At 59.4% G+C, this 13,176-nt stretch carries 16 protein-coding genes; 8 read left to right on the forward strand and 8 right to left on the reverse strand.

What is annotated here, in order from left to right:
* The first annotated feature begins 313 nt into the window (after window positions 1–313).
* Complete coding sequence (locus PQR42_RS39880; protein ID WP_408221055.1) at window positions 314–655, forward strand: helix-turn-helix domain-containing protein; 342 nt, start codon at window positions 314–316, stop codon at window positions 653–655.
* Here PQR42_RS39880 and PQR42_RS39885 read toward each other — a convergent pair.
* The 7 genes from PQR42_RS39885 to PQR42_RS39915 form a co-directional block, all read right to left on the reverse strand.
* Entirely contained in the window at window positions 642–2,063 is a 1,422-nt protein-coding gene (locus PQR42_RS39885; protein WP_408391481.1) for an EAL domain-containing protein, read from the reverse strand. The two genes, PQR42_RS39880 and PQR42_RS39885, sit on opposite strands and share 14 nt — an antisense overlap.
* 283 nt (window positions 2,064–2,346) lie before the next feature.
* The gene (locus tag PQR42_RS39890; RefSeq protein WP_408391484.1) at window positions 2,347–3,090 is read right to left on the reverse strand and encodes an EAL domain-containing protein; all 744 of its coding nucleotides are present in this window, start codon (window positions 3,088–3,090) and stop codon (window positions 2,347–2,349) included.
* Window positions 3,091–4,147: 1,057 nt separating this feature from the next.
* On the reverse strand, window positions 4,148–4,606 hold the full coding sequence (locus PQR42_RS39895; protein WP_408391486.1) for a phosphate-starvation-inducible PsiE family protein: 459 nt from the start codon (window positions 4,604–4,606) through the stop codon (window positions 4,148–4,150).
* Between the two features lie 259 nt (window positions 4,607–4,865).
* Window positions 4,866–5,432: an Hsp20/alpha crystallin family protein gene (locus PQR42_RS39900; protein ID WP_408391488.1), complete on the reverse strand. Its 567-nt coding sequence runs from the start codon at window positions 5,430–5,432 to the stop codon at window positions 4,866–4,868.
* A 72-nt stretch (window positions 5,433–5,504) separates the two neighbouring features.
* Window positions 5,505–5,786, reverse strand: a complete 282-nt coding sequence (locus PQR42_RS39905; RefSeq protein WP_408391490.1) for a hypothetical protein — start codon at window positions 5,784–5,786, stop codon at window positions 5,505–5,507.
* 80 nt (window positions 5,787–5,866) lie between these two features.
* The gene (locus PQR42_RS39910) at window positions 5,867–6,280 is read right to left on the reverse strand and encodes an Hsp20/alpha crystallin family protein (RefSeq protein WP_408221039.1); all 414 of its coding nucleotides are present in this window, start codon (window positions 6,278–6,280) and stop codon (window positions 5,867–5,869) included.
* A gap of 15 nt (window positions 6,281–6,295) precedes the next feature.
* On the reverse strand, window positions 6,296–6,736 hold the full coding sequence (locus tag PQR42_RS39915) for an Hsp20/alpha crystallin family protein (RefSeq protein ID WP_408391492.1): 441 nt from the start codon (window positions 6,734–6,736) through the stop codon (window positions 6,296–6,298).
* 259 nt (window positions 6,737–6,995) lie between these two features.
* Between PQR42_RS39915 and PQR42_RS39920 the strand changes: the two genes are divergently transcribed.
* From PQR42_RS39920 to PQR42_RS39950, 7 genes are all read left to right on the forward strand, one after another.
* Window positions 6,996–7,382, forward strand: a complete 387-nt coding sequence (locus PQR42_RS39920) for a hypothetical protein (RefSeq protein WP_408391494.1) — start codon at window positions 6,996–6,998, stop codon at window positions 7,380–7,382.
* Between the two features lie 213 nt (window positions 7,383–7,595).
* Window positions 7,596–7,868 carry a hypothetical protein gene (locus PQR42_RS39925; RefSeq protein WP_408391496.1) on the forward strand — a complete coding sequence of 91 codons (273 nt, stop codon included), beginning with the start codon at window positions 7,596–7,598 and terminating at the stop codon, window positions 7,866–7,868.
* Between the two features lie 139 nt (window positions 7,869–8,007).
* Window positions 8,008–8,337: a hypothetical protein gene (locus PQR42_RS39930; RefSeq protein WP_408221047.1), complete on the forward strand. Its 330-nt coding sequence runs from the start codon at window positions 8,008–8,010 to the stop codon at window positions 8,335–8,337.
* A 19-nt stretch (window positions 8,338–8,356) separates the two neighbouring features.
* Window positions 8,357–8,863, forward strand: coding sequence for a hypothetical protein (locus PQR42_RS39935; RefSeq protein ID WP_408391498.1), 507 nt, complete (start codon window positions 8,357–8,359; stop codon window positions 8,861–8,863).
* Window positions 8,864–9,008: 145 nt separating this feature from the next.
* Window positions 9,009–9,506: a carboxypeptidase regulatory-like domain-containing protein gene (locus PQR42_RS39940; protein ID WP_408495256.1), complete on the forward strand. Its 498-nt coding sequence runs from the start codon at window positions 9,009–9,011 to the stop codon at window positions 9,504–9,506.
* Window positions 9,507–10,912: 1,406 nt separating this feature from the next.
* The gene (locus PQR42_RS39945; protein ID WP_408221049.1) at window positions 10,913–11,551 is read left to right on the forward strand and encodes a hypothetical protein; all 639 of its coding nucleotides are present in this window, start codon (window positions 10,913–10,915) and stop codon (window positions 11,549–11,551) included.
* Between the two features lie 527 nt (window positions 11,552–12,078).
* On the forward strand, window positions 12,079–12,162 hold the full coding sequence (locus PQR42_RS39950) for an SHOCT domain-containing protein (RefSeq protein ID WP_408495269.1): 84 nt from the start codon (window positions 12,079–12,081) through the stop codon (window positions 12,160–12,162).
* 78 nt (window positions 12,163–12,240) lie between these two features.
* On the opposite strand, the gene PQR42_RS39955 is transcribed toward PQR42_RS39950, so the two are convergent.
* The gene (locus tag PQR42_RS39955) at window positions 12,241–12,987 is read right to left on the reverse strand and encodes a hypothetical protein (RefSeq protein ID WP_408391502.1); all 747 of its coding nucleotides are present in this window, start codon (window positions 12,985–12,987) and stop codon (window positions 12,241–12,243) included.
* Window positions 12,988–13,176: the final 189 nt, after the last annotated feature.

Raw genomic sequence — 13,176 nt, forward strand, 5'->3', positions numbered from 1 at the left:
CCTTGCGGTCGTATGACTGCCTCCCTTTTGCCAGCGTCTATCGATCAGGGCGAGCGCGCAGTCGATGAAGTTCGGGTCTCAAGGCTGTGCGTCAGCCGCTGTCTTTCGGCGATTCGCTTCGGACGCAAGCCCTTTGGTCGAGACATACCCGCCCTGATAGCTCTTGCCGGGTGACGTTTACGCGCGATCGTTCGCTTCTATATGCCACCTAATAGGGTGTATAACACCCTATTAAGCCCTTCATGTCAATAGGTTGTATTGCCACTATTTAGGTAGTGTATTGACCGGAGGTAAAGTGAACAAGAATGACCGAATGCCACTGGCACGAGTTGTAGGGAGAGCTATTGCCTACCGCCGCACGATGGCGAATCTCACTCAAGAGCAGGTCGCGGAAAGACTCGGCATCGGGCAAGAAGCTATCTCTCGGATGGAGAGAGGCGTTGCTATTCCAACGGTAGTTCGTTTGGCGGAGTTGGCGGATATCTACGAGTGCAAACTGGACCAATTGGTGACAGAAACCTCCGACAGGGAAGATGACCAAGCGAAGGCCATCTTGACCATCGTAGGTCGGTTATCAGGTGCTGATCGACGCCTACTTATCGAATGGCTAACAGTGTTTGCCGACAGACTTCTACGGTCGTCTAGGTCAGGTTAGACCCGCGACCTTGTGAATTCGAAGTCTTGGTTAGCGAGCGCGGACGCAGTGAGCCGCCCCGTTCGCTGTCTCGCTTCCTGTGAATTCTCCCGGCAAGACGTGACGGTCCACCGCTCTCAAGGAATGCTTCGAGGCGACCAATGGTCAGCGATCGACTGTAGAAAAAACCTTGGCCAAGATCGGTTCGCGACGTGCTGAGCGCCTGGTGGTGAGCGGCGTTTTCGACTCCGTCGGCTACGACCATAGCGCCTACGCTGTGAGCGACATCTGACATCGCCGCGAGGCGTGACACCCGCTCGTCGCTGTCAAGAGCGAGCACCTCCCTGTCCATCTTGATTAGCTCGAAATCGAACGTCCTGAGCAAGCGGAAGTTGACCGGATCCAAACCGGCACCCGCGAGCGCGAATCGAACCCCGTCTTTCCTCAATGCTTCCAGCGATTCCAGCACCCGTGATGTGACGTCCGCACAATCGCTCTCCGTCACTTCCAGAACCAGGCGGGGCAATAGCCCCTTGGCCGAATCCCGAACTTCTGACACAAAGTTGTCGGCAGCCATGTGAGCGGCTGAGACCTTCACCGCGATATACAACGATTTCGCAGCGTTGAGCGTTGCGATCTCGCTGGCTGCGGTGGCAAGCATGAATCGAGTCAGAGGACCGGTCACTTTGCTGCGTTCGAGATGGTTCATGTAGTGCGCTGGCCCGAGCAAACCAAATTCAAGGTTACCCCAACGAAGCACTGCTTCGATGCCGACGCATTTGCCCCGGCGAAGACTGATCACCGGCTGATACTCCAGGCAAAATTCCCCACGTCTCAATCCCTTTTTTGCCGCGCGAACGAGCCTTGCTTGCGGCGTAAACTGCCGCCTATAGAGCGTCCAACATCCAAGGGCCAAAAGACCAAGAAGCCCCAGTGCGATCAACACTTGGGCGCCGAAGAGCACGGCCAGAGGATCGACAGAAGGAGAACTGGACGTTTGCGACGACGGTTCAGCTTGCAAAATTTCTTCGTGTGACACAGGCGCCGCTTGCTCAACGCACGCGCGATCCTCTCCGCACTCGGCCATCGTCGGCAACTTTTCGGGCGGGGGGGCAGCATCCATAACAGCCGCAGAAACCGGCTCCCGTGCCGACGTGTCCATGCTAAACGGCACGCTGGTCTGAGCGACGATAAGAGGGCTCACTGCTACGGATGCGTCAGGAATGACATTCGTGTCGGACGCGCTGACAAACGCCCCGACGCCAATCTCCGACGGGGCGAGCATTGAAATGCAATGCAGTTGGCGAGCGTCCACCTGCCCTATCGGGCCGGCGACTGGACCCGCCAACGCTGCAGGCGCGGGCGGCATGACGGGAAGCGTGCAGACGGTGCCGAATTGCAGACCCGCAGTGTGAGTCGGAGCAATCATCTCCGACAATCCTTGCGCAAACGCAGCGATGCGGTGCCCCACGTCACCGATTGCACTATCCCTGCTCGTGCTCGCGTGCGCGGGAGGTTCCAATGCCGCGAGGAGAAAAAGCATAACAAACAGTGATTTAGTTATGCGAAAAGATGATTTATCGACGAGTCTCACGCCGTTACGCTGCTGGCTTACTGCAAACATTCTTTCCTTATATCCGTGCGATGCGCGTGGCTTTGTGTGGTGTCTCGCACGCTGCGTGCGAATGGCACGCCGTTCCCCACTGCGAACTTCAGAGCAGTCGGGTTGCGATGGCGAGGCGCACTGGCCGAGCAAGAAAGTATCCTTGCGCACTTGTGACACCGAGCGACTTCAACACGTCCAATTCTTTGGCCGTCTCGACCCCCTCGGCGACGATCTGGCTGCCAGTCTCCGTAGCAAACGAGACCATCGCCGCCACAAGTGCGCGTCTTCTGGCATCGGTATCGATGCCTCGAATCAAGCTCGAATCGAGCTTGATAAACTCAGGATGGAGATTGATGATGTGCCGCATATTGGCGAAGCCCGCACCCACATCATCCACAGCAATGCGGACTGAACGGCTTCGCAGCGGTTCGAGCGCCCGGATCAGTTTGTCGTAGTCGGGGACGCAGGCAGATTCCGTGATTTCCACGACAATACGATCGCTCTCCATATCAGCAAACACAGCCTCAAGTTCGCCACTCAAGATGGTTTCCGGGGACGAATTGACCGCCAGATAGAATTCCCGACCGGCCGGCATCTCCGCAAGTGCCTTGCGAATTACCTTGAGCTCCAGTGGGACAACCATGCCAACGTCGACGGCATCGGCAAACCACTGGCTTGGCGCACGAGTCGGCGTGGCCGAGAACCGTGATAGGCACTCAAGGCCTATCATCCGACGAGGGGCGATCGAGTAGATCGGCTGGTAAACGATTGAAGGCTCATCGCCGTTCAGCACTGCCTGTATGCGAGACATCTTCTCTTCATGCTCTCGAACAACTGTGACGTTTTGCACTCTTATATCCGGCGAATCAGATTGAGCCCTAGCGTCCGGATGGACACCACGCACAAAAAAAAGGCGCCGCTTAGACGGCGCCAAAAGCTTCCGGGGTTGAGAGTCACTAACCGGAAGTTCCGAGGGGGAGCAACCAAGTCGCTTCACGACGTTAGCGGATGCAGTGCTCTGCGATTCAGGCGCCGGCCGCCAAACGCGTAAAATTAAGTGCGTTCGGCGCCGCCTATCCTCCTGCGCGTGACTATGGCGGCTTGTAACACATCGGCCCGCAGTTCGTCTCTGCAAGCAGGCATCTATACGGCTTCACCGCGTATCACGCGCTTACGCAGGTATCAGTTTGAACGTTGAGAGCACAAAAAAACAGACTCAGATTTACGCAGAAAAACCGTATCAGACAAGACGAGCAAGGAATCCGTCGCGCAGATGTGGAAGTCACCTGCGCGCGGTGTGTAACGATTTGATGTGCCGCGACTTGTGATCGGGCGTCAGCTATGACTGAGAGTGCAACACGCCACCAGAGTGACGACGCAACCCGAAGAGGGTTAGGGATGGTCAGTAGTTGATGTAGCGGACGCCTTCGACTTCGTGGTAGATGCTCATAAACCCGGCCTTCTTGAGCGAACCATCGCAGAATGGCTCGTTGTGCGAGGCGCCACATCGACGAAGCCGGACCTCATCCTTATTCAAGAGCAGTTCGAGCCGATCGCGTTTCGGTGAGCTACAGGTCGCTCCAGGTTGGGAGTGATCCCGCCGCCCTTCCGAAAGCGGACACCCGCGCGGTGCTGATCGACCTTTTCACGCGATCCGTGACCGTCCGGAAAGGCCGATGAAGGAGCGTTCGTCTTTGACAATCGGATGGCCGGTCACGGGTTCAACTGTCATCCGTGAGCCCGCGGACGCCGAAACGTTCACGGCCTTTCCGGACGGGCACGGATCGCGGTCGGCTCGAACTGCTCTTGAATAAGGATGAGGCGCGCGCGAAGGTGACGGGGCTCTGCTCACCCTTTGCGATCGCGCGTGGCCGGCGCCTCCGCCGCGAGAGCGGCGGCGATCAATGTCATTCCGGGGAGCTTTCCGCTTCCACCCGATCATCGCGCTGACGCATGAGCCAATAGACCCCGCCCAGTGCAAGGAGTGCGGCGGCCAGCGCGCCAATTCGGTACGGATCGGTGTTCGGATCAAGAATGATGAATTTGCGCGCGATCGCGAGCAAAGCAATCAGCACGACCGTTTTCACCTGCACGATATGGTCGCGTCGAAGCATCACGCGGATGATGGAGTGCTTGAATTCCATCGCGATCAACAACGTCATGATCATGCCGAAGACCGTCTGGAACACAGCATGATCCAGCGGGTTCAGCGCTTCCCACACGAGCAATACGACTACCGCGCGGATGAGTTGCCACAGTGATATGGCGATGATTACGGAAATGACGCCGCTCAGGATATGCGCGACTACCTGTTCGAAGCGCTCGTAAAAGCCAAGGACGCACGGCTCCAACCGCAGTGCGTTCATCACTCTGCTGGCCACATTCCTGTTCTCATTCATGGTGAGCTTCCAGGTTGTTCATGGTTGCTGTCGTAGGTGGGTTGTTTCCAGCTATACCTGTGTGGGTCAAGGTTCCCTTGCTCGTTGGAGCGTGTTTGCGAACCTCTTTTGAGCGTGTCGTATGCGCACCGTTAGCGGCGTCGGTCCCGCAGTGCCGCCGGGCGCGTGGCGAATAAATGCCACGCCGCCCGGGCACGCTACCGTTCGACCCTACGCGCCGAAGAACTCATTTGATCTCGATCTTCCTGACTGCGGAGCCGGCGGAAGCCGTTTTTGGCAAACGAAGCGTCAGGACGCCTTTGTCAAACTTTGCATCCACCTTGTCGACGTCGACCCCATCGGGCAGCGGGATCATGCGAGTGAATGCGCCGTACGACCGTTCCAGCCGGTAGCAGCCGTTTTCCTCGCTCCGCGTGTCCTGCTTCTTCTCGCCACGCAGAACGAGGACGCCGTCTTCGATGGACGTCTGCAAATCTTCGCGCTCCATGCCCGGCAGCTCAGCGGCGATGCGCAGCGCGTCGCCGTCGTCGACGACATCGACGCGTGGCTGGAACCGCGACGAACTGAAGTCGCCGAACCATCGGTCAAGACCACTGACGCCTGCGAACGGATCGTGCAGCAACTCGCCCATCACCCGCCACGGGTCCGATGAGAAGAGCCGGGACACATCGGGCCACTCGGCCAGCCAGTGCTTCGACGTCGGTGCAATGGACGAAGTTTGCTCACCGGCTTTTTCAGTTTGCGTTTTGCGCAGGAATTTGAACGGGTTCCATATACTCAGGTCAGTGTTCATTTCAACCTCCTACAAATTGCATGATGATTTGCGTGAAGTGCGCGTGGAAAGATCCGACATCGCTCCAACCTGCTACGCGGCCAAACCCAACGCTTGCACCGGTTCACCCAACACACCGCGATTGATCAGTTGAACGGCGTATTGCATGGCTTCGCGTTCAGCTTCCCGCTGACTGTGCCACCGTTCGCCGTGACGCGGCAGGTGCCAGTCCGCCAGCACGTCGCCGTTCATGCAGATCTGCACGATCGCCACATAGCCGTCAGGGGCGGATACCGGCGTCTGAATGTGTCGAACCGGCACAGTACGGATGTTGATTTGATGCCCTTTCCAGGACTCCTGTGTGACGCTTTCCATTGCAAACTCCCAGAAGTGCAGTGGTGGCGCTCCGTGGGGCGCCACCTGGTTTCCTCATTGTCGTAATGGTGTGCTCGGGGTTACCCGACCTTGACCTCGATGCGTCGCGGCCGCGCATTTTCGCTGCGCGGAATGCGCAGTGTCAGCACGCCGTCCTGCAGGTTCGCCTCGATCTTTGCCGTGTCGAAGTCCGGACTCAGCGTGAAGGCCCGGAAGTAGCTGGGCGCAGGCATTTCGGCATGCCGCAGCCGCAAGCCGTCGGGTGTCGGCACGCGGGCCTCGGCCTCGATCACGAGGTTGCCGTCCTGCACCTTTACATCGAGCCGGTCCTTCGAAACGCCGGGCAGATCGGCCATAACCGTGATGCCCGTTTGGTCCTCGAAAACATCGACGGCCGGCACGATGGTTGCCCTGCGTTCCGCGGACTTCGCCTGCGTGCTCGGCGTCACGCTGGTTGGCTGTTCGCGTTCGATAACTTGAGTGGTATCGCTCATGGCTCTCTCCTCAAATCATTGGACCGTAATCGACCGGGGCTTCGACGACTCGTGCTTGCTCACCGTCACACACAGACAGCCGTCCACATAACGCGCCTGCACCTTGTCAGGGTTAGCGTTCTGCGGGAGTTCGATGACCCGCCTGAAGGTGCCGGCGAAGCGCTCCCCGGCGTAGACCTTCCGGTCGCTGTCGCCGTCGGGCGTTGCTGACTTGCGCTCGCCGCTGATCGTCACCAGGCCCTTGTCGATCGAAACATCGAGTTTGTCCGGCTTCATGCCTGGCGCGAATGCGACGATCTCGATGGTGTCGTCGGTGACGCCGAGGTTAACTTGCGGGAAAGCACCGCGTCTGATGGAGCGGATGCTTGATGGGGAGCCTCCGAAGAGTTCATCGATCTGCCGCTGCAAGCGGTTGAATTCGCTGAAGAGGTCGCTCCCGAAGTAGAGATCACTCATGGTCGTATCCTCCTTTTCAAACATGAAAGGAAGGCGAACGGGCGTACGCGCTCCAGTTCGCCTGCCATGCCTCGGGCAAACAAATCGAAACACGCAGCGCGATAACGCGACTGCCTGAACGGAACCCAGAATAGGAACGCCCGCGCGAAATTTCAAGGGGTGCGTTGGATGGCCGAAGGGTGACGTCGCGCGGGCCTTGAAATCCGCTTTGCTGCCCTTATTCTCGGCACGCATTGCGTTTTTTCATAAGGAGACGAGTATGGATTTCGACGTGGAATGGCTGACGCTGGGCAAACACAGGGTGAGGCTTCGCTCGACAAGAGGTTTTCCGACAGAGACGTTGCGCACGGTCGCCGACGTGGCGCGTCTCGCGATTGAAAACAACATGAGCGCGCGTGCGCGGCTCGTGGAAGTCGTGTTTCGGGATCAGGACAACGCGTATGACGTCGTCGTCGGCACCACCGTGGCGGAAGACCGCCTTTGCGCCGCACAGTTAGAGGTGGCGCTGGCTACCGTGCTCGGCTTGCTGCCCGAGCAGCTGACGCTGATGGTGAACACGGTTGCGCAGGCCGAGGTCGAGCTGAATTTTGGCGTCTATGAACGCCTGCTCGCACAAAAACTCGGCTCGGTGCCGCCGATTCAGTGAGCGAAACTCGCGGCGTCCCGACGGTCTTCGCGCTCCTGCGACCATCCGGCGCACCCCCTTGAAATTTCGCGGAGGCGTTCCTATTCTGGGTTTCGCTCAGGCAGTCGCGTTAGCGCGCTGCGTGTTTCGATTTGTTTGCCCGAGGCCTGGCAGGCGGACTGGAGCGCGTACGCCCGTTCGCCTCTTTTCAGCGTCTTGAAGGAGGATACGACCATGAGTGACCTCTACTTCGGGAGCGACCTCTTCGACGAGTTCGACCGGCTGCAATCGCAGACCACGAGCTTGTTCGGGGCTTCCCGTCCAGCAATCGGTCCGGCCACATCGGGTCTCTTTTGCAGGTCAACATCGGCACCCGGCGAGTCGATCAAGATCGTCGCCTTCGCTCCGTGGATCAATCCGGCCAAGACTCGACGTCCCGGGCGACAGGGCTTTTCTGACGGTCAGCGGCGAGCGCACTCCGGAATTGTGCTGAAGCCTGCCGTGTAATAGCCGGAAAAATCCAGCGATACCGCGGCAATTCTATTTCTGACGGAAATGGCTTGTCGTTCAATACTGCTTTTGGTGATCGCAATTCAGTGCGGTTCGCGATTTATGTGTGTTCTATCTATTTGCTTAGGAGAACATTATGAAACGGCTAAAAACTCTCATCATGCTGTTAGCTGTTGCCGCTGGTTGTGCGAGCGGCGCAGCGCATGCCGCTCGCGTCCGTGTCCTGGTCGGGCCGGCATACCCGTACTACTATCCGGTGGCCCCGGTTCCGTATTACTACCCGCCTGTCGTCGCCGTGCCCGCCGTCCCGGACAACTACGTCGAACAAGGGCAGGCGTCAGCCGGACAGGCGCAACCGGACGGGTCCTGGTACTACTGCGACGCGTCGAAAGCTTACTACCCGTATGCGAAGGAATGCCCTGGTGGGTGGCGTGAAGTGCCGGCCCAGCCGGCATCAGCCAATTGACGACCCGGGGGAATATGAAATGAAACGCTCTGCGTTCGTCCTACTCGCCTCGCTGACCTGCGTGAGCGCCTGCACGATCGCGCCGACGGCTCCCAGCGTAATGGCACTGCCGGGCACCGGCAAGACCTTCGACCAGTTCCGCATCGACGACGGCTCGTGCAGGCAATTTGCATCCGGACAGGTGGGCGGCGTCTCGGCAAACCAGGCAGCAACCGCCAGCGGGGTGGGCAGCGCCGCGCTAGGTACGGCACTCGGTGCCGCTGCAGGCGCGGCGTTCAATGGCGGCCGTGGCGCCGCCGTGGGCGCGGGTGCCGGCTTGCTGGCGGGTAGCGGGCTAGGCGCTGGCGCTGCGCAGACTTCCGCGGATGAGGTGCAGCGCCGCTACGACTCCGCATACGTGCAATGCATGTACACGGCCGGCGATCGCGTTCCGCTCTCCGGCCGCCTGATGACCGCGCCGGCCGCTGGCCGTAATGTGCCTCCACCACCGCCGCCGCCGGGTTCGCCGCCGCCTCCGGAGAGTTGATCGTGGGGTACACGGCATCGGTGTGGCGGCTCAGAGGTAAACAACAGATTTGCAAGAGGAAGGCGCCGTCCCGTCTATCAACGCGGACTGGGGCGTACCAGCAATTTTCAGCGCAATCCAGATGTTCAGATGAAAGGAGGATGCTATGAAAGCACCAACCAACAAGCGTATGGTTCTCGCTGCGGCCCTCGTGGCGGCGTTAGCGTTCGGCCTTGCGGGCAGCCCGGTTGCGGCGCAGGCCACGGAAGCGGTCGGCGGCACTGTCACTGACACCAGCCGCGCCGGTAACGCAAACGTCGCAGGCTTGCCGCGGATCCAGCAACAGGGCGACGTGTCCTACGTGTCGGGCGGCGTCGGCCAGGACGAATCGACGGCGCTGGAGCGCGCGCGAACCCACTGGCCGCTGTCGATGCAGTTTATCGGACCGGGATCGGACTTTCTCGCTGATGTCCACGTCCGGATCGTCGACGCACATAACAACGAGGTGCTGCAAGCCGATTCGCTCGGCCCGTTCATGCTGGTCAAGCTGCGTCCCGGCCGCTATACGGTGCACGCGACCCACAAGGACCGCGATCAGACGAAGACCGTCAGCATTGCCAGCAAAGGCAGCACGCAGGCGGCGTTCTACTGGAGCGTCGAATAGCTGGAAGATCATCCTGGCGGGCCTGGTTTCTCCGCTGGTGAATTGCCACGGGGCGAGGCCCGTGGCTTTTTGATTTGGGCGGCTGCATGGCCTTTTGTCACTTGCCGTCCGGCTGCTGGCAGATGTGGATGAGTGGCCGTCACCCGGCAGCGCGCTGCCGCACACGACACCAGGTGCGACCAGCAGCGTCCACACCACGCTCGCTTCCGCAGCACAGTAGAACTGCTTGCCGACATATGCGGCGATACGTCTGCCTAACCGATACTGACGAACGCCTGATCTCTTTCCAGCGAAAGGCCGGTAAGAGTTACGGTGATCCCTTCGCCCTTCCGGATGCATCCACGTCGCGGTGCTGGTTTGCCTTTGCCCGCGAACCGCGACCGTCAGTAAAGACCGACGACGCGACAGGCATGATCCGCACACGACGGTCCGTTGTCTGGGCGGAGCCGCCGTTCGAATGTCCGTGTGACAGCGTGAGCCAATGGCCGTAGATGGCCGATGCTGTTGAAAAAGTCGCTGACCGTCTCTCTCACAAGGTTTTTAGGGGTCTTCCTACCCTTAACCTGCGTTCGCCAGCGGTTTGTAGGCCGATCTAAGAGGTCGTTTTTCTCACCGGCGATTTGAGAAAGCAGAGCAGCGACTTTTTCAACAGCATCGGCCGCATGCTGCCCGATGCGTTTTGGCTCATGTCGACCCACTACGCACGTCGGACCAAGCCCGACTTAGCCGTCCGATTCTAGGGTGCAGCGGTCATTCACTCGCGGTTCGTGGTGTCGGGTCAGTTGTGGCCCCGGATGGCGACTCATTGCACTTCGGAAGCCGCCTTTCAGGCCCGGACCGTTCATGTGGCGTACTGAATCGCGCATGCGCAGGTTTGCAAAATTACCTCGGATCAAACCCGGCGCCAGCACAGCGACAGCTTTTGTTACAAAACGGTTTGCTGCAGTGCACGCTCGGGTTTGCCCGGTTGTCGCGGACGGATGCGAAGCATAGCCTTCGTAATGATTTGGTAAGAATTTATTCGCAGGTTGTCGGGTAAGCCAACCGCTCTCGCGATCTGCGCAACACGCACAGTTATCACGACTGCGCTCCACAGTTCGGTGCTGGGATGCTTGCCCGCCGTCATATGGGTCACGCTGGCGTGTCAAACGATGCTTGAATGACGACTGAAGTGTTGTGCGCTGTTCTCGCCAGCACAGCTTCGACAAGCCTCGATTGAAGCGTGCGGTTTGACACAGCCGACATGGCCGCCGACAGTGGTCCTGCCCGGTGTGAGCATAGGTCGTGATGATTCCAGTGCGACGGTCGGTTCCCCGAACGACCTTATTTTGATCGTCGAGCGCCGACACACGCTGTCCGCGACGACGCAAAGTAGCCCTTTTGATGCAGACCTAAGGTTGATCTAGATGAACTCCGCATACTCCTCAGCCGAAAGCGCGCATCAGCTGTTTCATCGTCGCCCGTATCTGGCGGCTGCTGCGATAGCACTGACATTGTCTTCGTGCGGGGGTGGTTCCGACTGTCTGGACGAGGGCACTTGCTATACGGTCGGTGGCAGCCTTTCCGGGCTTCTCGCCAACAGTTCGGTTACCCTTCAAGATAACGGCACCGACAATCTGACGCTGAGCAACAACGGAGGATTTTCGTTTAACAATACGGTGGACAGTTCTCGCAACTTTAGTGTCACGGTTCTAACCCAGCCAGTCGGGCAGTCATGCACCATCCACCACCAGGATGGCAGCGGCTACGGCCCGGCCGACGCAAATGTTAATGTCGTCTGTACCCCAAACAGTCATACGTTGGGTGGCACACTGAATGGCCTCGCACCGGGTACGACCATCACGCTGCAAAACAACGACACGAATTCCCTCGCTCTCGCAGCTAACGGCAGTTTCAACTTTCCCACGAAGGTGCGATACGGTGATGTTTATTCGGTTACGGTCTCGGCGCAGCCGATCCCACCAACGCGGACCTGCGTAGTGACGAATGGCACCGGCACTGTGCCGGATGGCGACATCTCCAATGTGAGTGTGACATGCCAATAGTGCTGCGATGATGCAAACGTCCAATCGTGTTGGTTGCACGCAGGGCGCCGCCGGCGAGCAACACTGACGGCGACCTGGATCTGCCCTTCTTTGTCGGCCGCAATCGTTACCGCCCTTACCGGCACGGATGGCCTCTCACCGTTGCGATCCATATCCTTGCATGCAGCGGGCGACCATCCTTATTGGCCGATGATGAAGCGCCCTCGGTCGGTGCGTGACCGTCAGCTATCTGGGCGATGCTGTTGAAAAAGTCGCTGCTCTGCTTTCTCAAATCGCCGGTGAGAAAAACGACCTCTTAGATCGGCCTACAAACCGCTGGCGAACGCAGGTTAAGGGTAGGAAGACCCCTAAAAACCTTGTGAGAGAGACGGTCAGCGACTTTTTCAACAGCATCGGCCGACTCCTGTCTTTTATGTGTTCGGCATAAACCTACGCAGGGCCGTGGCATAGCCGAGCGCAATCAGGAGCGGGAGAAGCAGACTCGCGATGATCTGCACCAAGCCGCTGGTTTCGGCGTAACCGACGAGATCGAAAAGCTTGGCCGTCTGAAATCGGCAGGGGCCATTTCGGAAGCGGAATATTCGCGCCTGCGAGCCCGGCTCGTGCAGTAGTCAGGGTTTACGGGTCGACCCGAAGATCCTCTGCCTCGCGGGCGCGGGCCTGGAACCGACCCTGGCCCGCGCCCTCCGCTATTGCGAGACCTGGTAGATCATGGGCCCTTGGCGGTACGGACGGGGAAATGACCCGGCCCAGTATCCCGCCCGGTAGACCGGATAGGCAATGGGACTGGCAACGGCGACGACCGGCTGCACCACGGCCTGAACCGGGTATTCCTGCACCTCCTCCTGGGGATAGACCGGAACGTACTGGACAGCCGGTGGAGGGGGCGCTGCATAGGCCTGTTGCACGTACACCGGCTGCGGATAGTTCGACGGACCGCTTTCAAAAACCGGCGCTTGCGCATAGACGGGCGCCTGCTGGTAACGCGTCGACGGTGGCGCGTACTGCGGCTGCTGCGCAACCATCTGATACCCGGGCTGGGCCGGCAATGCGCGCTGGGCGACGTGCGGTTGGGGGACGGGGACGGGCGCCTGCAAGGCCTCGTCGTCTGGCATGGCGGGCGGGAGCGGCGGCACATCGTGCGACTGGACCTGCTTAGCCGGACTCTTCAACTGATCCCGCAAAGAAGCGTACGTCTCGGCGTCCTCCTTCGCCCGAGCAACGTATCCACTATGGTAGGCATTGCTCAGGTCTTTCTGACGTGCCTGGTTTTCCTCATCGGCGGTCATACGTTCGTCACCGGGGTCGAGCGATGCATCCGTCCCGCCGTTGTCATAAGCGGACTTCGGACCATCGGCCCATGCTGGAATGGATTGCAGCGATGGCGCAAAAGCCACCGAAGCAACTGCAATGCCTAACAACGATTTAATTTTCATGGTTTCACCTCGCAGCTAGAGAGAAATGGAAGCGCTCCAGCCACCTCCCGGTGGGCCTCGTGCCGATACGCAACGTCGTGCGGCGCACCAGAAGGCGACTTCCTCGTGCCTGCACAGCGCTGGCTGGTAGTCCTGACTTTTGAGCATTTCCCGGCCTCTTTCAGAACAGCGCAGTCTGGCTAACTAATG

It is taken from the genome of Paraburkholderia sediminicola, from assembly GCF_046027355.1.
Lineage (GTDB): Bacteria > Pseudomonadota > Gammaproteobacteria > Burkholderiales > Burkholderiaceae > Paraburkholderia > Paraburkholderia sediminicola_B.